The 18,414-nt window shown below is 73.7% G+C and carries 22 protein-coding genes and 1 pseudogene; 9 read left to right on the top strand and 14 right to left on the bottom strand.

What is annotated here, in order from left to right:
- Positions 1 to 3: 3 nt before the first annotated feature.
- Positions 4 to 462: a DUF4878 domain-containing protein gene (locus C6W10_RS00115; protein WP_107255781.1), complete on the bottom strand. Its 459-nt coding sequence runs from the start codon at positions 460 to 462 to the stop codon at positions 4 to 6.
- A 177-nt stretch (positions 463 to 639) separates the two neighbouring features.
- On the opposite strand from C6W10_RS00115, the gene C6W10_RS00110 reads away from it, so the two are divergent.
- A complete protein-coding gene (locus C6W10_RS00110; protein WP_107255780.1) occupies positions 640 to 2,340 on the top strand; it encodes an acyl-CoA dehydrogenase family protein in 1,701 nt (566 codons plus the stop codon).
- 36 nt (positions 2,341 to 2,376) lie between these two features.
- Here C6W10_RS00110 and C6W10_RS00105 read toward each other — a convergent pair whose 3' ends face one another.
- The 4 genes from C6W10_RS00105 to C6W10_RS00090 form a co-directional block, all read right to left on the bottom strand.
- On the bottom strand, positions 2,377 to 3,369 hold the full coding sequence (locus C6W10_RS00105) for a tyrosine-type recombinase/integrase (RefSeq protein ID WP_107255779.1): 993 nt from the start codon (positions 3,367 to 3,369) through the stop codon (positions 2,377 to 2,379).
- A 160-nt stretch (positions 3,370 to 3,529) separates the two neighbouring features.
- A complete protein-coding gene (locus tag C6W10_RS00100; protein ID WP_107255778.1) occupies positions 3,530 to 3,955 on the bottom strand; it encodes an Hsp20/alpha crystallin family protein in 426 nt (141 codons plus the stop codon).
- A gap of 114 nt (positions 3,956 to 4,069) precedes the next feature.
- Positions 4,070 to 4,567: a GNAT family N-acetyltransferase gene (locus tag C6W10_RS00095; RefSeq protein ID WP_234361546.1), complete on the bottom strand. Its 498-nt coding sequence runs from the start codon at positions 4,565 to 4,567 to the stop codon at positions 4,070 to 4,072.
- Between the two features lie 93 nt (positions 4,568 to 4,660).
- Positions 4,661 to 5,896 carry an MFS transporter gene (locus C6W10_RS00090; protein ID WP_107255777.1) on the bottom strand — a complete coding sequence of 412 codons (1,236 nt, stop codon included), beginning with the start codon at positions 5,894 to 5,896 and terminating at the stop codon, positions 4,661 to 4,663.
- Positions 5,897 to 5,965: 69 nt separating this feature from the next.
- Between C6W10_RS00090 and C6W10_RS00085 the strand changes: the two genes are divergently transcribed.
- A complete protein-coding gene (locus C6W10_RS00085; protein WP_199853227.1) occupies positions 5,966 to 6,484 on the top strand; it encodes a MarR family winged helix-turn-helix transcriptional regulator in 519 nt (172 codons plus the stop codon).
- A 131-nt stretch (positions 6,485 to 6,615) separates the two neighbouring features.
- Here the strand turns inward: C6W10_RS00085 and C6W10_RS00080 are convergent, their stop codons facing one another.
- The 4 genes from C6W10_RS00080 to C6W10_RS00065 form a co-directional block, all read right to left on the bottom strand.
- Positions 6,616 to 6,933 carry a type II toxin-antitoxin system PemK/MazF family toxin gene (locus C6W10_RS00080; protein ID WP_107255775.1) on the bottom strand — a complete coding sequence of 106 codons (318 nt, stop codon included), beginning with the start codon at positions 6,931 to 6,933 and terminating at the stop codon, positions 6,616 to 6,618.
- Positions 6,930 to 7,181, bottom strand: a complete 252-nt coding sequence (locus C6W10_RS00075; RefSeq protein ID WP_107255774.1) for a hypothetical protein — start codon at positions 7,179 to 7,181, stop codon at positions 6,930 to 6,932. The genes C6W10_RS00080 and C6W10_RS00075 overlap by 4 nt, the downstream gene beginning before the upstream one ends.
- A gap of 83 nt (positions 7,182 to 7,264) precedes the next feature.
- Positions 7,265 to 7,924, bottom strand: a complete 660-nt coding sequence (locus C6W10_RS00070; protein WP_107255773.1) for a response regulator transcription factor — start codon at positions 7,922 to 7,924, stop codon at positions 7,265 to 7,267.
- Positions 7,921 to 9,141, bottom strand: a complete 1,221-nt coding sequence (locus C6W10_RS00065) for a sensor histidine kinase (RefSeq protein WP_107255772.1) — start codon at positions 9,139 to 9,141, stop codon at positions 7,921 to 7,923. Before C6W10_RS00065 ends, C6W10_RS00070 begins: the two co-directional genes overlap by 4 nt.
- Positions 9,142 to 9,273: 132 nt before the next feature.
- On the opposite strand from C6W10_RS00065, the gene C6W10_RS00060 reads away from it, so the two are divergent.
- Complete coding sequence (locus C6W10_RS00060) at positions 9,274 to 10,182, top strand: ABC transporter ATP-binding protein (protein WP_234361545.1); 909 nt, start codon at positions 9,274 to 9,276, stop codon at positions 10,180 to 10,182.
- Positions 10,179 to 11,042, top strand: coding sequence for an ABC transporter permease (locus tag C6W10_RS00055; protein ID WP_107255770.1), 864 nt, complete (start codon positions 10,179 to 10,181; stop codon positions 11,040 to 11,042). Before C6W10_RS00060 ends, C6W10_RS00055 begins: the two co-directional genes overlap by 4 nt.
- Before the next feature lie 51 nt (positions 11,043 to 11,093).
- Here C6W10_RS00055 and C6W10_RS37070 read toward each other — a convergent pair whose 3' ends face one another.
- Positions 11,094 to 11,315 (bottom strand): hypothetical protein, encoded by a 222-nt coding sequence (locus C6W10_RS37070; RefSeq protein ID WP_159104390.1) that lies wholly within the window; start codon positions 11,313 to 11,315, stop codon positions 11,094 to 11,096.
- A gap of 135 nt (positions 11,316 to 11,450) precedes the next feature.
- Here C6W10_RS37070 and C6W10_RS00045 point away from each other — a divergent pair, with 135 nt between their 5' ends.
- From C6W10_RS00045 to C6W10_RS00035, 3 genes are all read left to right on the top strand, one after another.
- Entirely contained in the window at positions 11,451 to 12,356 is a 906-nt protein-coding gene (locus C6W10_RS00045; protein ID WP_107255768.1) for an ABC transporter ATP-binding protein, read from the top strand.
- Positions 12,353 to 13,369, top strand: a complete 1,017-nt coding sequence (locus tag C6W10_RS00040; RefSeq protein WP_107255767.1) for an ABC transporter permease subunit — start codon at positions 12,353 to 12,355, stop codon at positions 13,367 to 13,369. The genes C6W10_RS00045 and C6W10_RS00040 overlap by 4 nt, the downstream gene beginning before the upstream one ends.
- Positions 13,370 to 13,545: 176 nt before the next feature.
- Positions 13,546 to 14,031, top strand: a complete 486-nt coding sequence (locus C6W10_RS00035; protein ID WP_107255766.1) for a deaminase — start codon at positions 13,546 to 13,548, stop codon at positions 14,029 to 14,031.
- Between the two features lie 157 nt (positions 14,032 to 14,188).
- On the opposite strand, the gene C6W10_RS00030 is transcribed toward C6W10_RS00035, so the two are convergent.
- Genes C6W10_RS00030 through C6W10_RS00020 form a run of 3 tightly spaced genes read right to left on the bottom strand, consistent with a single transcriptional unit; the run spans position 14,189 to position 16,600 of the window.
- Complete coding sequence (locus tag C6W10_RS00030) at positions 14,189 to 14,704, bottom strand: GNAT family N-acetyltransferase (RefSeq protein ID WP_107255765.1); 516 nt, start codon at positions 14,702 to 14,704, stop codon at positions 14,189 to 14,191.
- 41 nt (positions 14,705 to 14,745) lie between these two features.
- A complete protein-coding gene (locus C6W10_RS00025) occupies positions 14,746 to 15,525 on the bottom strand; it encodes a class I SAM-dependent methyltransferase (protein ID WP_107255764.1) in 780 nt (259 codons plus the stop codon).
- A gap of 46 nt (positions 15,526 to 15,571) precedes the next feature.
- A complete protein-coding gene (locus C6W10_RS00020) occupies positions 15,572 to 16,600 on the bottom strand; it encodes a tyrosine-type recombinase/integrase (protein WP_107255763.1) in 1,029 nt (342 codons plus the stop codon).
- An 86-nt stretch (positions 16,601 to 16,686) separates the two neighbouring features.
- Here C6W10_RS00020 and C6W10_RS00015 point away from each other — a divergent pair, with 86 nt between their 5' ends.
- Together C6W10_RS00015 and C6W10_RS00010 are read left to right on the top strand one after the other, a co-directional pair.
- Complete coding sequence (locus tag C6W10_RS00015) at positions 16,687 to 17,154, top strand: HNH endonuclease (protein WP_107255762.1); 468 nt, start codon at positions 16,687 to 16,689, stop codon at positions 17,152 to 17,154.
- A 338-nt stretch (positions 17,155 to 17,492) separates the two neighbouring features.
- Positions 17,493 to 18,236, top strand: a complete 744-nt coding sequence (locus C6W10_RS00010; RefSeq protein ID WP_107255761.1) for a class I SAM-dependent methyltransferase — start codon at positions 17,493 to 17,495, stop codon at positions 18,234 to 18,236.
- A 46-nt stretch (positions 18,237 to 18,282) separates the two neighbouring features.
- Here C6W10_RS00010 and C6W10_RS37065 read toward each other — a convergent pair.
- Positions 18,283 to 18,414 (bottom strand): annotated as a pseudogene (locus tag C6W10_RS37065) (integrase core domain-containing protein); the annotation flags it as partial.

Genomic DNA, 18,414 nt, shown 5'->3' with positions numbered 1-18,414 from the left:
AGGTCAGAACGGGTCGCCGCAGACCCGCCACTGGTCGCCGTCCTTGACCATCGGCATCTCCCGCCGGTCCACCACGCCGGAGCGGCGGGTCAGCTCCGCCGTCGCGGTCGCCCGGAGCTGACCCTGGTCGCTGGCGACGGTGACGTCGTCGACGGCGTACCGGGTGATCGTCGGTGGTACGGAGAGTCGCCGTTCGAACTCCTCCCGGCTCCACCGCTCCCGGGTGTCGACGCAGAGCCGGTCGTAGGCGCCGCCCGCGTCGCCGCTGGTCACGTCCTGGAGGAACGCCTCCGCCGCGTCCCGGGCCGCGCCGGAGGACTGCCGGACGTGCTGGTAGTTCCACGCTCCGAGACCGGCCGCGCCCACACAGCAGACGAAGAGGCCGGCCGCGACCACCGACAGCACCCCCCGCAGCCGGCGCGGTCGCCGCGCCCCGCGTCCGCCGGGCAGCTCGTAGGCCATGCCACCGACGGTAGATAGCGGCCGCGTCCGGCGGGTGCCGAACCGGCCGGCTCCACCGTCGACCGGCCATGATCGGCCCGGTCGGTGTCACCGGTGGCCCGCCGTGGACTACGGTCGGGTCCATCCCCCGCCAGCCTCGCCGGTCCACCGGCCGGCCCTCGCCCCTCGAGGACGACGATGCAGCGCTACGTCCAGGTGGTCCCGGCGCCCGCCGACCCGTACTTCAGCGACCGGCTGCTGCGGTCCTGGCTGGATCGGCAGCTCGGCCCGGACGGGCACGCCGCCGCCGCGGACCGGCTCGCCGCGCTCGCCACCGACGTCACCGGACCACTGCGGGCCGCGCACGCCGACGCCGAGGCGCACCCACCGACCCTGGTCCGCTACGGCCCGTGGGGCGCCCGGATCGACCGGATCGAGACCTCCGCCGGCTGGCAGGCCCAGCGTGCGGCGGCGGCCCGGCACGCCGTGGTGGCGCTCCCTTACCTGGCGTCGGCCCGGAGCACCTGGGGAGCGGCGGCCCGGGTCGTCCAACACGCCCTGCTGCACCTGTACGGCCCGGAGTCGGCGACCTTCTCCTGCCCGGTGGCGATGAGCGACGGTACCGCCGCGCTGCTCGCCCGCCCGGAGGTCGATCCGGCGCTGCGGGACACCTGGCTGCCCCGGCTCACCGCCACCGACCCGGCCGTCGCGGTCAGCAGCGGGCAGTGGATGACCGAGTCGCAGGGCGGCTCCGACCTGGCCGGGTCGACCACCAGCGGCCGGCCCGCCGCCGACGGCTCCTGGCGGCTCACCGGCGAGAAGTGGTTCTGCTCGGCCGCCGACGCGGAGCTGGCGGTCGCGCTGGCCCGGCCGGAGGGCGCCGGTGCGGGCAGCCGGGTGCTGGTGCCGTTCCTGGTGCCGCGCTACTCCGCCGACTCGCCGCTGGCCGGGCCGGGTGTCGACCCGGATGCCCCGGCGCCGGGGATCACCGTGCACCGGCTCAAGGACAAGCTCGGCACCCGGGCGCTGCCGACCGCCGAGATCGGGCTGCGCGACGCGTACGCCTGGCCGCTCGGTGACCCGTCCGGGCCGGGTCTGAGCCGGGCGATGACCCTGGTCGTGGTGACCCGGCTGCACAACGCGGCGGCGGCCGCGGCCGGCATGCGGCGGGGACTCGGGTACGCCCGGGCGTACGCCGACGCCCGGCAGGTGGCCGGCGGACGGTTGATCACCTCGCCTCTGCACCGGGCCACCCTCGGCACCCTGGCGGTGGACGCGGCCGGGGCGTTCGTACTGGCCGGACACGCGTTCGCGCTGCTCGGCCGGGTCGAGGTCGGCTCGGATCCGGCCGCCGCCGCCGAACTGCGGATCGTGGCGCCGCTGGCCAAACTCGCCACCGGACGGCTGGCGGTCTCCTCGGCGAGCGAGTACGTCGAGTGTTTCGGCGGCGCCGGATACGTCGAGGACACCGGGATTCCCCGGCTGCTGCGCGACGCCCAGGTGCTGCCGATCTGGGAGGGCACCACCAACGTGCTCGCGCTGGACGTGCTCCGGGCGGTGCTGCGGGAGGACGCCGCCACCCCGCTGCTGGCCCGGCTGGACGCCGCCACCGACACCGCCCGGCGGCTGCACCCGGCGCTGGCCGACGCGCTCGCCGACACCATCGCCGAGCTGCGCGACTCGCTCGCCGAGGTGACCCCGGAGGCGGTCGGGGTACTGGCCGGGGCGCGCGGGCTGGCGCTGCGGATGGCGTACGCGCTGGCCACCGCCCTGCTGGTGGAGCAGGCGGCCGGCGGCGACGAGACGGCGGAGGTGGCGGCCCGGCTCTGGGCGCGGCGCTGGCTGCGCGGCGCGGACATCGCGGCGGAGGCGCACCACGAACTGGACCTGCTCTGCTGAACCGCTCGTGGACCGGAGCCCGGGGTCGTCGCCGGGTCAGCCTCGGCGGCGGGCCCGGGCGGCCCAGATCGCGTACGCGGGGTCCCGGTCCAGGTTGTGCCGGTCCCGGTCGTACCGCCGGGTGGTGCGCGGGTCGGCGTGTCCCATCGCGTCCTGCACGTCCTCCAGTGGCACCCCCTCGGCGCGGGCCGAGGTGGCGAAGGCGTGCCGCAGCGAGTGTGGGGAGAGCCGTTCCCAGGCCGGGATGCCGGCCGCCCGGGCCAGTCGCCGGACCAGCCGGAAGACGGCGTGCCGGTCGAGCCGGTTGCCGGTGGCGGTCACCAGCAGTGCCCCGGTGAGCTGCTCCACCGGTCGCCCCGCCACCACCGCGCGGGCGGTCAGGTAGGCGTCCACCGCGTACGCCGATCCCGGGGTCAGCGCCCGGCGGCGGGCCCGGCCGCCCTTGCCGACGAACCGCACGCTGCGGTGTCCGCGTTCCTGGCCCAGGTCGGCCAGGTCGAGCGAGACGAGTTCGCCGACCCGCAGCCCCAGGTCGGCGAGGAGGGCCAGCACCACCCGGTTGCGCAGCGCGTTGGGGCCGGCGTCGGCCTCGGCGGCGGCGAGCAGCGCGTCCACCTCGTCGGAGCTGAGCCCCACCGTCGCGGAGTGGTCGCGGTCGACCCGGGGCCGGTCGGCGCCGGAGACCGGGTTGGCCGGCACCGCGCCGAGCCTGCCGAGGAACGTGTACCAGCTGGAGAGCGCGGAGAGTTTCCGGGCCACCGTGGCGGCGGTGAGTGGGCGGTCGCTGCGCGGGTCGACGCTCGACTCCAGCTCCCGGGCGTACGTGTTGACGTCCAGGAACGTCGCGCCGAGCGGGTCGACCTGCCGGTCGGCGCACCAGCCGAGCCAGCCGGCGATGTCCCGCCGGTACGCGGCCCGGGTGTGCTCGGAGAGCCGACGGTTACGCAGCCAGGCCTCGGTGAAGTCGGCCGGGGTGGACGTCGACACCGGTCGGGTCGCCGCGCGGCGCACCAGGGTGGATCGGGACACGCGAGAAAGTTTTTCAGACCATTCGCCCGGGACCGTGCCGGACGCGCCCGGCGATCCGGGAACTCTTCACCGGGCGGCCACTTCCCCTCGACGCCCGACGCGCGCCGGTCCGGTGTCGCTCGGACAGGCGCGCGTCGCGTGAGCGGGGTTGGACGGACGGTCAGGAGTTGATCTGGCGCGGGCCGCCGCCGGTGACGGTGACCTCGACCCGGCGCGGCTTGGCCCGCTCGGCCACCGGAATGCGTAGCGTCAGCACCCCGGCCTCGTAGCCGGCCTCCAGCTTCTCGGTGTCGAGCGTGTCGCCGAGGAAGAGCTGGCGGGTGAAGACGCCCATCGGGCGTTCGGCGGCGACGAGTTCGACCTTGTCGCCGGCCGGCCGGCGCCGCTCGGCCCGGACGGTGAGCACGTTGCGCTCCACGGTGCACTCGATGCTGTCCGGGTCGACGCCCGGCAGGTCGAAGGCCGCGTAGAAGTAGTCGCCGTCGCGGTAGGCGTCCAGGTGCATGACCGCCGGGCGGCTGTTGGTGCCGAAGAAGTGCTCGGCGATCCGGTCGATCTCGCGGAACGGGTCGGTACGCATCAACATCGTCGATCCTCCTCGGTTCTCCTAAGCCGAAGGTTAAGTTGAGTCTAGGTGACTCAAGTCCTCTTCTTTATTACCGCGCTCTGGCTCCGGCGTCAACCCCCAGTACCGGGACGGTCAGCCGAGCCGCTTCTCGAACCAGTGGTCGGCGTACGGCGAGGTCGAGTAGGCGGGCACCTCCCGGTAGCCGTGCCCGGCGTACAGCGCCCGGGCCTCCACCAGGTCGTGCCGGGTGTCCAGCCGCATCGTCGTCGCCCCGTGCACCGCCGCGGCCTGCTCCACGGCGGCGAGCAGCCGCGCCCCGCCCCCGCGCCGTCGCGCCTCCGGCCGGACGAAGACTCGGGTCACCTCGGCGTACGGCAGGGCGTCCAGCCGTACGCCGACACAGCCGGCCGGTTCGCCGTCGTACCGACCGACCAGGAACAGCCCGGTCGGCAGGGTCAGGTCCGCACTGCACTCCTCCGCCAGCACCTGGTCCACCTCGGCGTCGATGGCCGGGCGCTGGTGGTAGCGGCCGACGATCTCGGTGTAGTAGTCCCGCAGCAGGGCGCCCGCGACCGGGCCGTCGACCGGCTCGGCCCGCACCGTCCAGCCCCGGGTCAAGATCTTTTCCACCCGGCCATTCTGGCCGCCGCGTCCAGCGGTTTTCCCCGCTGGAGGGGGCCGGCGGTCGGTGCCGGGTGCCGACCGGCGCAGCGCGCTGCCCGGTCAGGTGACGGCGGCGAGCGGCTCGGGTTCCGGTACGGGCTCCGGACGGGTGGTCGCGGAGCGGCGTACCCCGGGGAACGCGGCGGTGCCCAGGCAGGCCACCGTGACCGCGACGGCGGACAGCACCAGCGGTACGGCCGGCGACCAGGCGTCGGCGGCGAGCGGTGCGAGGGCGTACCCGAGGGGCATCGCGGCGAGCGAGAGCAGCCAGTCGTAGGAGGTGACCCGGGCGAGCACGTGCGGCGGGATCTCCGCCTGGACGACGGTCTGCCAGACCGGATTGAGGAAGCCGAGGGCGGCCAGCGCGACGCCGTACGAGCCGATCACGGTCCACGGCGGAGCGGCCACCGCGAAGAGGACGAGCGGCAGCGCGTACGTGGCCAGTCCCAGGTTCGCCACCAGGATCGGCCGGCGCAGCCGGATCCGTCCCGCCAGCACCGAGCCGATCAGCAGGCCGACGGCACCCGCCTGGAGGACCAGTACCCAGACACCCTCGCCGCCGAGCCGGTCGACCGCGATCGCCGGGCCGAGGGTGACCAGTACCGCCGCCACGCCGTTCCAGACCGCGTGCGCCACCAGGCTGCTCCAGTACCAGTCCCGGGAGCGCACCTCGGACCAGCCCTCCCGCAGGTCGGCGAGGAGCGACTGGCGTTCCACCTGGATCCGGCGTACCCGGAGCACGGCCAGCAGGGCGGCGCTGACCGCGAAGCTGGCGCCGTCGAGCACGAACGCCCAGCCGGGTCCGGCGGCCCAGATCAACGCGCCGGCCAGCGCCGGCCCGGCCAGGCCGGTGGCGCTGCGGGCGGCACCGAGCGCGGCGTTGGCCTGCTGCCGGCCGGCCGCGTCGACCACCCCGGCGACCAGCGGTGAGGTGGTCGGCATCGCGAAGGCGGACGCGACCCCACCGACCGCCGAAGCGGCGGCGATCGGCAGCAGGGTCGGGTCGTCGCCGAGCAGTTCGACCCCGATGAAGACCTGCACGGCGCAGCGGACCAGGTCGCTGCCGATGGCCACGATCCGGGGGTCGAGCCGGTCGGCGAGTACGCCGCCGAGGGGCAGCAGCAGCAGTTTCGGCACCATCGCACAGCCGAGCACCAGGGCCAGCGCCGAGCTGGAGCCGGTGGCCCGGAGTACGGCGAGGGCGAGCGCGGCCGGCACGACGGCGTCGCCGAGCGCGGAGAGCGTACGGCCGAGGAAGAGCAGCCGGAAGGCGCGGAGCCGGAGCGGGTGGGACACGATCTGCAGATTATTTCGGAGCCGAACCTTTCGTCAACGAATAATTCCGCTTCGACGTAGAATCGTCGCGTGCAGGATCGTCGCGTGGAGGACCAGAAGGACTGGACCGACGGGCACGTCGCCCGCTGGCTGCCCGTGCTGCCCGACCTCGACCCCGACGTGGAGGGTGCGGTGACCCGGGCGAAACTGCTGGCCCAGCACCTGCGCCGGGTCCGGGAGAAGTCGCTGGCCGACTTCGACCTCCAGCGGCCCGAGTTCGACACCCTGCACGCGCTCGCCGGCCGGCACGGCCGGGCGGTGCCCTCCCAACTCGCCGACGACCTCAACCTGGCGCCGCCCTCGGTCACCGCCCGGATCGACGCCCTGGTCGCCCGGGGCTTCGTCCGGCGGACCCCGTCGGCCACCGACCGGCGGCGGGTCGACATCGAACTGACCGAGCAGGGCCGGGCCGCCTGGCTCGGCGCGATGGACGTCCTCGGCGACGAGGAATACCGGCTGCTCGGCGCGCTCAGCGCGGACGAGCGACGCACCCTCTCCGACCTGCTGCGCCGGATCATGCTCGCCGCCGAGCGGCCACCGTCGTCCTGACCGGCACGGTCAACGACGGGCCCCTCCGGGGCGAGGAAACCCGGCAGGCCCCTCCGGCGCGAGGAACCCGGCAGGCGCCCGGGGCGAAGAGCCCGGCAGGCCACTCCGGCGCGTAGAGCGCCGCCCGGCGGTCACAGCTCGAACAGGTCCCGCAGCGCCTCGCCGATCCGGGCCATGCTCGCGCCGGTCGCCATCCCCACCCGCTCCACCGCCACCGCCGACGGGACCCGGCGCAGCCGGTTCACCACCACGACCCCGGTCACCGGATCCGTCTCCGCCAGCGGCACCACGAACGGCGGCAGCTCACCGCCGCCGCGTTGCCGGACGATCGGCGCGCAGTACGGCGAGGCGGACGGCCGGTCGTTGTGCCCCTCGCCGGAGAGCACGACGACCCGATGCCTGGCCTGCTGGGTACGGTCGCCGACGGTCCAGATCTCGCCCCGCTTCACGCGGCGCCGGCCAGGTCGGACCAGCCCGCGTCGACCCGGTCGGCGTACCGGTCGAAGGCGTCGAGTTCGTCCCGGACCTCCGGGTTCGCGGCCAGCCACGCCTCCTGTTGCCGAGCCGCGGCGCGGAGCGCCTCCCGGCGTACCGCCCGGTCGATCCAGGCCGACAGGGAGAGCCCGTCCCGCCTCGCCGCCGCACGGGCTCGGGCGAGCGTGTCCCGGCTCAGGCCGAGCGTCACCTTGTCCGCCACGTCCGCGATGGTACGCCCGGCGGTATCGGCGCAGGCATCGGCGCGGGTGTGTCGAGGGGCGGCACCGCGACCGCGGGTACCGGTCAGCGGGCCGGCGCGACCAGCCCCAGCTCGTACGCGATGATCACGAGCTGTACCCGGTCCCGGGCGTCGAGCTTGGTCAGCAGCCGGGCCACGTGCGACTTCGTCGTCGCCATCGTGATGAACAACTCCTCGGCGATCTCGCCGTTCGACCGGCCCTGCCCGATCAGGGTCAGCACCTCGCGCTCCCGCTCGGTGATGCCGGCGACCGGTCGCACCGGACGGGCGGCCGCCGGGGCCGCCCCGACGAAGCCCGCGATCAGCCGTCGGGTCACGCTCGGCGCGATCAGGGCGTCACCGGCGGCGACCACCCGGATCGCCCCGAGGATGTCGTCCACGGCCATGTCCTTGACCAGGAAACCGCTGGCACCGGCCCGCAGCGCGCCGTAGACGTGCTCGTCCTCGTCGAAGGTGGTCAGCACCAGCACCCGGGCCGACGCGTTCTCGGCCACGATCTGCCGGGTCGCCTCGATGCCGTCCATGCCGGGCATCCGGATGTCCATCACCACCACGTCCGGCCGGACCTCCCGGGCCAGCCGGACCGCTTCGGCACCCGACCCCGCCTCACCGGCCACCGCCAGGTCCGGGGTGTCGGCGATGAGTACCCGCAGCCCGGAGCGGACCAGCGGCTGGTCGTCGACGAGCAGCACCCGGACGCTCACGCCGACGCCGCCGGGACCGGGACGGTCGCCGGCAGCGGCAACCTGGCCGCCACCCGGAAACCACCGTCGGGTACCGGGCCGGCCGCGAAGTCGCCGTGCAGCAGGCCGACCCGCTCCCGCATGCCGGTGATCCCGAACCCGGTGGCCGTGACCGGACCGCCGCGCCCCTCGTCGACGATCTCGACGTGCAGGTCGTCGACCCGGTAGTCCAGGGTCACCCGGCAGTGTGCGACGCCGGCGTGCCGGACGACGTTGGTCACCGCCTCCTGCACGATCCGGTACGCGGACAGCTCGATGTCGGCGGGCAGCGCACGCCGCTCCCCCCGCCGGCACAGCTCGACCCGGACCCCGGCCTCCGCCGTCACCGCCGCCAGCCGGTCGAGGTCGCCGAGCGTGGGCGCCGGATCCGTGGACGCCGGATCGGACGGGTCCGCCTGACGCAGTCCACCGAGCACCCGGCGCAGCCCGGCGAGGGTCTCCCGGCTGGTCGTCTCGATCGCTCGCAGCGCGGCACCGGCCTCGGCCGGCTGGGTCTCGATCACCCGGCTGCCCACCCCGGCCTGGATCGCGATGATGCCGATGCTGTGTGCCACCATGTCGTGCAGTTCGCGGGCGATCCGCAGCCGTTCGGCGGTGACCGCCTGGGTGGTGGCCTGCGAGCGCAGCACCTCGGCATACCGCCGCCGGGCCCGCACGGAATTGCCGATCATCCAGGCGGCCAGCATTCCCAGGGTGGGGATCTCGGGCTGGAAGACGGCGTTGTCGCCCGGGTTGAGATAGCCGACGGCGATCTCGGCGCAGAGCGTCAGCACGGCGACGGTCACCGAGAGCCGCCGGGACCTGGTCGCCGCGACGTACCCGACGACCAGGTTGATCGCCAGCAGTTGCAGGTACCGCAGGTCGGCCAAATAGTCCTGGTGCCAGGGATGGACCGTCACGGTCATCGCCGCCGAGCCGAGCAGCATCAGCGCCAGGGTCGCCAGCGGACTACGCCGGAGCAGGACGGCGGGCAGCGCCATCACCAGGGCCGGCAGGGCGTACCGGGGAATGGTCTCCAGCACGTTGTAGTAGTGCCCTGGCGCGCCCGAGACGAATGGCACGGTAAGGGCCAGTACCACCGGGAACGCGGCGAGTGCGCACCAGACCAGGGCCGTGCGCACCGTCGCCGGCAGGCGGTGGCGCAGCGGTGGCCGGAGCGGGTGTGAGGTGGCGTACACGCCGCGAGACTAGCCACCGGGCGGCCCGCCCGACATCGGTCCACGGACGTAATCCCGCAGGCGGGCGGCGCTGCGGGCATTGCCGCCGCCGGCCCGATGACCGGGTCCGGCCGGACCGGCAGCGTTGCGGTCGTGATCGAACTTCACGACCTGACCAAGCGATACGGCCGGCGGACCGCCGTCGACGGCCTCTCCTGCACGGTACGGCCGGGGCACGTCACCGGCTTCCTCGGCCCGAACGGGGCGGGCAAGACCACCACGCTGCGGATGATCCTCGGCCTGGACGCCCCGACCCGGGGCACCGCCACGGTCGGCGGCGTGCCGTTCCGGAGCCACCGCCGTGGACTGCGGCACGTCGGTGCCCTGCTCGACGCGAACCACGTGCACGGCGGACGCAGCGCCCGGGCACACCTGTCCGCGCTGGCCCGCAGCAACGGCCTGTCGCCGCGCCGGGTCGACGAGGTACTCGACGAGGTGGGGTTGACCGAGGTGGCCCGGCAGCGCGTCGGCGGATTCTCCCTCGGCATGAGGCAGCGGCTCGGCATCGCCACCGCACTCCTCGGCGACCCGCCGGTACTCCTCTTCGACGAGCCGATCAACGGGATGGACCCGGAGGGGGTGCTCTGGGTCCGACACCTGTTCCGCCGGCTCGCCGCCGAGGGCCGGACGGTCTTCCTCTCCAGCCACCTGATGACCGAGATGGAGAACACCGCCGACCAGCTCGTCGTGATCGGCCAGGGCCGGCTGGTCGCCGCCGAGCCGCTGGCCGACTTCGCCGCCCGCAGCGGCCGGCAGGGCGTGCTGGTGCGTACCCCGCGTGCCGCCGAACTCGCCGCGCTGCTCACCGCCGCCGGGGCCCGGGTGGAGGCGGCGGACGGGGCACTGACCGTGGCCGGGCTGCCGGCCGAGCAGATCGGCACCCTCGCCTTCGACCACCGGATCGTGCTGCACGAACTCGCCACCCGGACCGCCTCACTGGAGGACGCCTTCATGGAACTCACCGCCGACCGCGTCGAATACCTGGCGGGGCGGCCCCGATGAGCACCGACACCGCCGGCTCGACCCCGACCCCGGCGAGCCGGGCCGACGCGGCCACCGAACCACCCGCCCGGTTCCGGGACCTGCTCGCCGCCGAGTGGATCAAGGTCTGGTCGCTGCGGTCGACACCCTGGACGCTGCTCCTCGGCACGCTCTTCGTGATCGGTACCGCCACCATGGAGGCGCTCGACGACTACCGGGACTTCCCGACGATGAGCCCGGAGGCGCAACGGGAGCCGATGTTCGCGCTCTCCGACGCGTTCCCGCTGATGGGCTACTGGACGCTGGCGCTGCTCGCGGTCAGCGCGGGCGCGATCACGGTGGTCGGCGAGTACGGCAGCGGCCTGATCCGGACCACCACCATCGCGGTACCGGCCCGGGAGTCGGTGGTACTGGCCAAGGCGGCCGTCGTGACCGCGCTCTGGACGGCGGCCGGCACCCTCGCCGCCAGCGGCGCGTTCGCGGTCTCCCAGGCCATCCTCGACAGGCGGGGCGCCGCGATATCGATCACCGAACCGGTCGCGCTGCGTGCCCTGGTCGCCGCCGCGCTGCTCCCCACGGTCTGTGCACTGATCGGCCTCGGCCTCGGGGTGCTGATCCGGCACGGCGCCACCACCATGGTCACCGGCATCTTCGCCCTGCTGATGCTGCCGCAGTTCTTCTCGATCCGGACCCGCTGGTCCGCCGAGATCAACCACGCGATGGTGCTCACCGCCTGGGAACGGCTGACCGCGATGTGGGTACCGCCGTCCGGTGACGGCTTCCACCGGCCCGGCGTCACCGAGTCGTGGATCGTCTACGCGGCCTGGCCACTGGTCGCGATCGTCCTCGCCCTGGTCGTGGTACGCCGCCGCGACGTGTGACCGGCCGCCCGGGCCGCGACCCGTCACCGGTACGCGCTCCGGACGGCGCCCTCAGTCCCGGCCCGCCGGGTACGCCCGGACGGTCGGCTTCGCCGTGTCGCGCTGGCGGGCGTCGGCGGCGCGCAGCCCCAGCCCGGCCAGTACCGCCAGCAGCCAGCCCAGCAAGTTCAGCACCGTCACGGCGGTGAATCCCGACCCGTCCGGCAGGGCGGACCACCAGGTGCCGACGGGTACCCCGAACCCGGCGACCGCCACGGCAGCGGCCGCCGGCACCGGTAAGGTCCGGACGGCACCGGAAGGCTGGGAAGCTTCGACCCACCGGCGAACCGGCCGGAAGTACGGTCGCGAGCACCGGCGACCGTACTGCGGACCGATGCCGGCGGCGACCCCGCTGCCGAGCATGGGGCGATGCGAACCTATCCCGCTTCCGTGCTGCACGCGGAGCACGTGACGAAACGCTACGGCCGCCGCCCGGCGCTGACCGACTGCGACCTGACGATCCCCGCCGGGCGGCTGATCGGCCTGGTCGGACCGAACGGTGCCGGCAAGTCGACGCTGTTGCAGCTGGCCTGCGGCCTGATCACCCCGACCTCGGGCACCCTGCGGGTGCTCGGGTCACGCCCGGCCTCGACCCCGGCCCACCTGTCCCGGGTCGGCTTCGTCGCCCAGGACACCCCGGTGTACGCCTCGTTCACCGTCGCCGACCACCTGCGGATGGGTGCCCGGCTGAACCCGTCCTGGGACCGGGCCCTCGCCGAACGCCGGATCGCACAGGTCGGCCTCAACCCGGCGCAGCGGGCCGGGCGGCTCTCCGGCGGCCAGCGCGCCCAACTGGCGCTGACGGTCGCCGCCGCGAAACGCCCCGAGCTGCTGATCCTCGACGAGCCGGCCGCCGCGCTCGACCCGCTGGCCCGGGAGGGGTTCATGGGAAACCTGCGGGAGTTCGTCGCCGAGCTCGGCGCCAGCGCCGTACTCTCGTCACACCTGCTCGGCGACGTCGAACGGGTCTGCGACCACCTCGTGGTGCTCTCCGGGTCCCGGGTGCAGGTGGCTGGCGACGTACCCGATCTGCTGGCCGCCCACCGCCGGCTCCTCGCGCCCCGCGACGAGCTGGACCGGCTGCCGGCCGGGGTCGAGGTGATCCGGGCGGAGCGGACCGACCGGCACTCGCGGCTGCTGGTCCGGGCCGGCGGCGGGTTGCCGCCGCTACCGTGGCCGGTGGAGCCGGTCGGGTTGGCGGAGCTGGTCCTCGGCTATCTGACCCGGGCGTCCGAGTCGTCGGCCGCCGATGCCGCCGGGGAGGTCCGGCGATGATCTGGATGAGCTGGCGACAGTTCCGCGCCCAAGCCCTCGTCGGCGCCGCCGCCCTGGTGGTGCTCGCCGGCTACCTGCTCTGGCTCGGCACACGGATCCGGGACAGCCGGGACGGCTATCTCGGCCGGTGCCGGCCGCACGGCGACTGCGCCCAGGCGATGGGGCAGTTCGTCGCCGAGCACCAGAACACCCTGCTGATCCTGGCCGGTCTCCTCGGCCTGCTCCCCGGAATCCTCGGGATGTTCTGGGGGGCGCCGCTCGTCGCCCGGGAACTCGACTCCGGCACCCACCGGCTGGTCTGGAACCAGAGCGTCTCCCGCCGCCGCTGGCTGCTGACCAGGCTGCTCGTCGTCGGCCTGGCCGGCGCGACGATGGTCGGGCTGGTCAGCCTGCTGCTCACCTGGGCGGCCAGCCCCGTCGACACGGTCGCCGACGACCGGTTCAGCACCGTCGTGTTCGGCGCCCGGAACATCGCACCCATCGGGTACGCCCTCTTCGCGGTCACCCTCGGCACCGTGCTCGGACTCCTCGCCCGGCGTACCCTGCCCGCGATGGCCCTCACGATCGGCGTCTTCGCCGTCGTCCAGTTCGGGATGCCGAACCTGGTGCGGCCGTACCTGATGGAGCCGGTCGACGTCACCCGGCCGATGACGGCCGAGGCGATCAACGAGGCGCGTGGACTCGGCAGCATCAGCGGCGCTGCCGTCGTACGTGGACTGACCGTGCCCGACGCCTGGGTCACCCGGACCAGCGAGCTGCGTACCGCAGACGGCCGGACGCTCGACGCCGCCCGGTTCGACGACTGCCTGATGCGGCCGCCCCGGACCGGAGCGACCGGCACGTTCGGTGACTCCGCCCGCTGCCTCGGCGACCTGGACCTGCACGTCGACCTCTCCTACCAGCCCAACCACCGCTACTGGCCGTTCCAGTGGCTGGAGTCGGCGATCTATCTGGCGCTCAGCGCGCTGTTGACCGTCTTCGGGCTGTGGCGGATCCAGCGGCGGGTCGGCTGACCTGCCCGGCGCGGGCCGGCCGGCGGCACCGACCGGCCGGCCCGCGACAGCTCCACCGGCGGCGACGGGTCCTGACCCGACCACCCTGCGCACCGCTGCCGGACCCGCCCGGAGTTGAATGTCGTGGTGATCAGGATGCGGACGGTGACCGACGTGCCGTCGTTCGACGGCGGGGCATGAACGGCGGCACCGCGCAGGATCGGCGGTGGCTGCGGGCGGCCATCGACCTGTCCCGGCTCTCGCCACCCTCGCCGACCCACTACGCCGTCGGCGCGATCATCGTCGACCGGTACGGCGACGTACTCGCCACCGGCTACACCGGCGAGACCGACCCGCATCACCACGCGGAGGAGGCCGCCCTGACGAAGCTCGCCGGCCGTACCGACCTGGAGCTGGCCCGGGCGACGCTCTACACCTCGATGGAGCCGTGCACGATGCGCAGGTCGCGGCCGGACCCCTGCACCGACCTGCTGCTCGACGCCGGCATCGCCCGGGTGGTACTCGCGCTGCGCGAGCCGCTGCTCTTCGCCGACTGCGACGGTGTACGGACCCTGCGCGAGGGTGGGGTCGAGGTCGTCGAGATCAGCGAGCTGGGCCATCTCGTCGTGGCGATCAACGCCCACGTGCTCGGAACCGCCGACCGTGCCGGCGAAGGCTGGTGAGGCCGGCGGCGTACGAAGACGGCGACAGCCACAGCGACGGACCGGAGGATGGCCGGGCCGGCGGGCTGAGGCGCCGCTGCGCCGGCCGGCGGCAGGCCGGACGGCGGGTGCTTGGAATGCGACCCGGGTCGACCCGTGGCTTGTCCGGGGGCTGCCGTCAGGCGTCGGCCTGGCCGAGGTCGACGACGTAGAAGATCAGTGGTCCACGATCGTCGTGCTCGGTCCGGGCGACGCGCATGCCCAGTCGCTCGGCAATCCGGCGCGACGGGGCGTTGTGCGGGCGGATCGTTGCCCAGACCCGGTCGATGCCCGCCGACCGGCACTCGCTCAGGACGGCGCTGGCGGCCTCCGAGGCGTACCCGTGACCCTGGTGGCTCTTCCGGATCAGATAGCCGATCTCGGGCTCGGCGTAGCCGGTCCGTCCACACAACATGCCGCAGTTGCCGACCAGCGTGTCGGTGTCGAGATCCCGCACCGCGTACCAGCACAGACCATGCTCCCGCTGCGCGCTCATCCGGTTGCGGATCCACCGTTCGGTCTCGGACAGCGCGGTGAACGGTCCCGACCCGATGGTGTTGGTCAGCGGATCGGAGAAGAAGCCGTGCAGCTCCTCGGCATCGGCCGGCACGAAGGGCCGAAGTCGCAGTCTCGGCGTGGTCAACGAGGTGCGCATCCCACCTCCGCGCCGGGCGGCAGGGCCCCCGCCGCCGCCCGTCACAGCCGCCGGACGCGCAGCACGCAGGTCAGCATCGGCAGGGTGAACTCGCCCTCCGCGGTCTCCGGTCGGCTGGCCAGGAAAGCCCGGATCCGGCCGAGCGTGGCCTGCCGCTCCTGCTCCGGCATGACCAACATCCCCGCCCTCGTCCCAAGCGTCGCGACGAGGGAGTCGGCGGTACGGAGCTGCCCGTGCGGGAACTCGGCCTGCTCCGGCGAGCCGAACCGGGCGGCCACGCCGGTCTTCGGCAGGTGCGCGTCGGCCGTCACGGCGCGCCAACTGGCGGGCGTGTCACGCGGGCCGATCGCCGCGCTTCCGCTGACCCGCGCCAGCCCGGCGACCCAGTCGACCCGGTCGTCCACGGTGTTCCACAGGCCGGCCAGGATGCCGCCGGGCGCCAGGACCCGGGCGATCTCGGGCCCCGCGACGGCCATGTCGAACCAGTGCATGGCGTTGCCGGCCAGTACGGCGTCGACGGATGCGTCCGGCAGTGGTATCGCCTCGGCGCTACCCGGCAGCGCGGGAACGTCCGGCAGAGCGCCGCGCAGCTCGGCCAGCATCGCCGGGTCGGGCTCGACCGCGGTCACGTCGGCGCCCGTCTCGACCAGCGTGGCGGTGAGCTTGCCGGTTCCGGCGCCGAGGTCGAGCACCCGCGGGCCGGGCGCGGGCTGGAGTGCCCAGCGGATGGCGGCCCGCGCGTAGTCCGGGCGGTGCTCGGCGTACGCGGTCGCCGCCGCACCGAACGACGAGGCGTGCAGATGTCGCTTCTGCTGTTCCACCCGATCAACCTACCGATCGGTGCGGCGGGTGGGACACATCCGCGCCTCAGGGAAAATCCGCCCCACCGGTCCCGTTGCGCCGGCCGCGGCGACGGGCCCGCGCCGTCCAGAGGACGTACGCGGGATCGCGGTCGAGGTTGTGCCGGTCCCGGTCGTACCGGCGGGTCGTGCGCGGGTCCGCGTGTCCCATCGCGTCCTGCACGTCCTCCAGGGACACCCCTTCGGCCCGGGCGGTGGTGGCGAACGCGTGCCGCAGCGAGTGCGGCGACAACCGCGCCCAGGCGTGGATGCCCGCCGCCCGGGCGAGCCGACGGACCAGCCGGAACACGGAGTTCCGATCCAGCCGGGCACCGGTCGCGGTGACCAGCAGTGGACCGGTCAACTCCGGCACGCTGCACCCCTGGGCGGCGGCCCGGGCGGCCAGGTAGGCGTCCACCGCGTACGCGGTGCCGGGGGTGAGGGCGCGGCGACGGACCTTGCCGCCCTTGCCGACGAAGCGGATGCTGCGATGCCCGCGCTCGGTACCGAGGTCGGTCAGGTCCAGCGAGATCAGCTCGCCGACCCGCAGTCCCAGGTCGGCCAGCAGGGCGATGGTGACCCGGTTCCGGATCGCGGTCGGTCCGGTGTCGGCCTCGGCCGCGGCCAGCAGCGCGTCGACCTCGTCGGGGGTCAGCCCGACGGTGGCGGAGTGGTCCCGGTCGACCCTCGGGCGGTCGGCGCCGGCCACCGGATTGGCATCGACGGCGTGCAGCTTGACCAGGAAGTCGTACCAGCTGGACAGCGCGGAGAGGCGGCGGGCGACGGTGGCCGGGGTGAGCGGGCGGCCGCTACGCCGCCCCAGTGTCGCCTCCAACTGCCGGGCGTACGCGTTGACGTCGAGGAACGTGGCCCGCAGCGGATCGAGGTCCCGGCTCCCGCACCAGCTCAGCCAGCCGGCGACGTCCCGCCGGTACGCCTCCCGGGTGTGCGCGGAGAGCCGTCGGTTGTCCAGCCAGGCCTCGGTGAAGTCGGCGGACCCGGCGGTCGTCAGCGCAGGGCTGCTCGACCTGCGCGGCACCACCTCGGACGACGACATGTGAGGAAGGTTCTCAGGTCGGCCGTGGATTCGCACCGAGGCGCGCCCGGCAGACCGCCGTCGGAGGTGCCGGCTACTCTCCCCGCGTGCTCTCCCAGATCAGGGGCCTGTCCCGCCACTTCACCGAGGAAACGCTCCGGACGTACCTCTTGGACCGCTCGGTACGCAGCGAGGGCGGCTGCCTCGTCGTACGCGGCTACGGTAGCCAGCGGGGCGTGTACCAGAAGGTCGCGGGCCGGGCCTGGGCGCACATCGCCGCATATGTCGTCTTCGTCGGCGGCTACGATCCCGAGCTGGAGGTCGCCCACCTCTGCGGTGTGCCGGACTGTATCGAGCCGAGCCACCTGCGGCAGCTCAGTCATGCCGAGAACTGTCGCGGCCGTAGGCAGCATCCCCGGTGCCGCAACGGTCACGACCGCGAGATCGACACCCGTACCGGCCGCTATCGCAGAGTCTGCCGACGCTGCAACAGCGACGCGCAGAAGCGGTGGCGTGAACGGCAGGCCCGCGAGGTCGCCGAGGGCCGCGCCAGCTACGGCCGCACCACGGAGTAACGCGGGGCCCTGCCGGGGTCCGGCCTTCCGTGTCTGCCGGGCGCTCTGTCGGAGTGATGCCCGGCAGGTCAGCCGATGCTCAAGAGGTCAGCGCGCGGCCGTCTTACACCAGCGTAAGCCCTTACGGCAAAGAACTGTCATTATGATGTACCGCGCCTCGCGCCGTCCGGGAGGCTTTCCAGCGCCCGGGCGGGGCATTAATGGATTATCGGTAATAGCAATTCGATAATCGCGGCACGGCGAAGGCTGCCATGGCCGTGCACGGGTCGGGCGTCGGATGTGGAGCGGCGGGGCTAAATCGGTGGACGGGGCGCGCGCCGGTCGCGATCGTTGGGCGGATGCGACAGGACGAGATCTGGGACGCCGCGACGGCCGAGAACTACGACACCCCGGGCGCGGGGATGTTCGCCCCGGAGGTTCTGGGCCCCGCCGTGGACCGCCTCGCCGAGCTTGCCGACGCCGGACCGGCACTGGAGTTCGCCATCGGGACGGGACGGGTCGCCGTACCGCTCAGCGATCGCGGCGTACCGGTCAGCGGCATCGAACTGTCCCGTCCGATGGTCGACCGGCTGCGCACCAAGGCCGACGAGACGAAAATCCCGGTCGTCGTCGGTGACATGGCCACCGCCACCACCGGCGGGCAGCACACCCTCGTCTACCTCGTCTACAACGGCATCTCCAACCTGCTGACCCAGGCCGAGCAGGTCGCCTGCTTCCGCAACGCCGCCCGTCACCTGCTGCCCGGCGGTTGCTTCGTCATCGAACTCTGGGTACCTGAGCTGCGTAAACTCCCGCCCAGCCAGGAGGCGGTGGTCTTCGGGGCCGCGGCTGGCTACATCGGGCTGGACACCTACGACGTCCTGCGGCAGCAGGTGGTCTCGCACCACTTCCGGTTCGGCGACGGTCGGGACGCGCGGGTGTTCCGCAGCCCGCACCGCTACGTCTGGCCGGCGGAACTGGATCTGATGGCCCAGTTGGCCGGCTTCGAGCTGGAGTCCCGGCACGCGGACTGGACCGGTTCGGAGTTCACCGCCGAGTCCCGATCCCACGTCTCCGTCTACCGCCTCCCGGCCATCCGCTGAGGCCGACCCAACCCCGGAAGACCCGTCGCGCTTTCCCGGCCGACCGCTAGGTGTAGGGACCAGCATCGTTGTTGACGCGGCTGATGGGTGGTTGGCCTCCGAGTGCGGTGTGTCCGCGATGGTGGTTGTAGGTGTGGATCCAGGTGGGTAGAGCGTCGGCGCGGTGTTGGTTGCTGGT

This window comes from Plantactinospora sp. BB1, from assembly GCF_003030385.1.
GTDB lineage: Bacteria > Actinomycetota > Actinomycetes > Mycobacteriales > Micromonosporaceae > Plantactinospora.
Note: the sequence above shows the minus strand (reverse complement) of the source record. Positions and strands in the feature narration are given on the sequence as shown.

What these genes read in the sequence shown, in the direction of transcription:
- C6W10_RS00100 (WP_107255778.1), bottom strand. Translation starts at nt 3,955, where the DNA reads ATGTTGATGCGTACCGACCCGTTCCGCGAGATCGACCGGATCGCCGAG.
- C6W10_RS00020 (WP_107255763.1), bottom strand. Translation starts at nt 16,600, where the DNA reads ATGTCGTCGTCCGAGGTGGTGCCGCGCAGGTCGAGCAGCCCTGCGCTG.
- C6W10_RS00035 (WP_107255766.1), top strand. Translation starts at nt 13,546, where the DNA reads ATGAACGGCGGCACCGCGCAGGATCGGCGGTGGCTGCGGGCGGCCATC.
- C6W10_RS00045 (WP_107255768.1), top strand. Translation starts at nt 11,451, where the DNA reads ATGCGAACCTATCCCGCTTCCGTGCTGCACGCGGAGCACGTGACGAAA.
- C6W10_RS00010 (WP_107255761.1), top strand. Translation starts at nt 17,493, where the DNA reads ATGCGACAGGACGAGATCTGGGACGCCGCGACGGCCGAGAACTACGAC.
- C6W10_RS00030 (WP_107255765.1), bottom strand. Translation starts at nt 14,704, where the DNA reads ATGCGCACCTCGTTGACCACGCCGAGACTGCGACTTCGGCCCTTCGTG.
- C6W10_RS00115 (WP_107255781.1), bottom strand. Translation starts at nt 462, where the DNA reads ATGGCCTACGAGCTGCCCGGCGGACGCGGGGCGCGGCGACCGCGCCGG.
- C6W10_RS00110 (WP_107255780.1), top strand. Translation starts at nt 640, where the DNA reads ATGCAGCGCTACGTCCAGGTGGTCCCGGCGCCCGCCGACCCGTACTTC.
- C6W10_RS00040 (WP_107255767.1), top strand. Translation starts at nt 12,353, where the DNA reads ATGATCTGGATGAGCTGGCGACAGTTCCGCGCCCAAGCCCTCGTCGGC.
- C6W10_RS00055 (WP_107255770.1), top strand. Translation starts at nt 10,179, where the DNA reads ATGAGCACCGACACCGCCGGCTCGACCCCGACCCCGGCGAGCCGGGCC.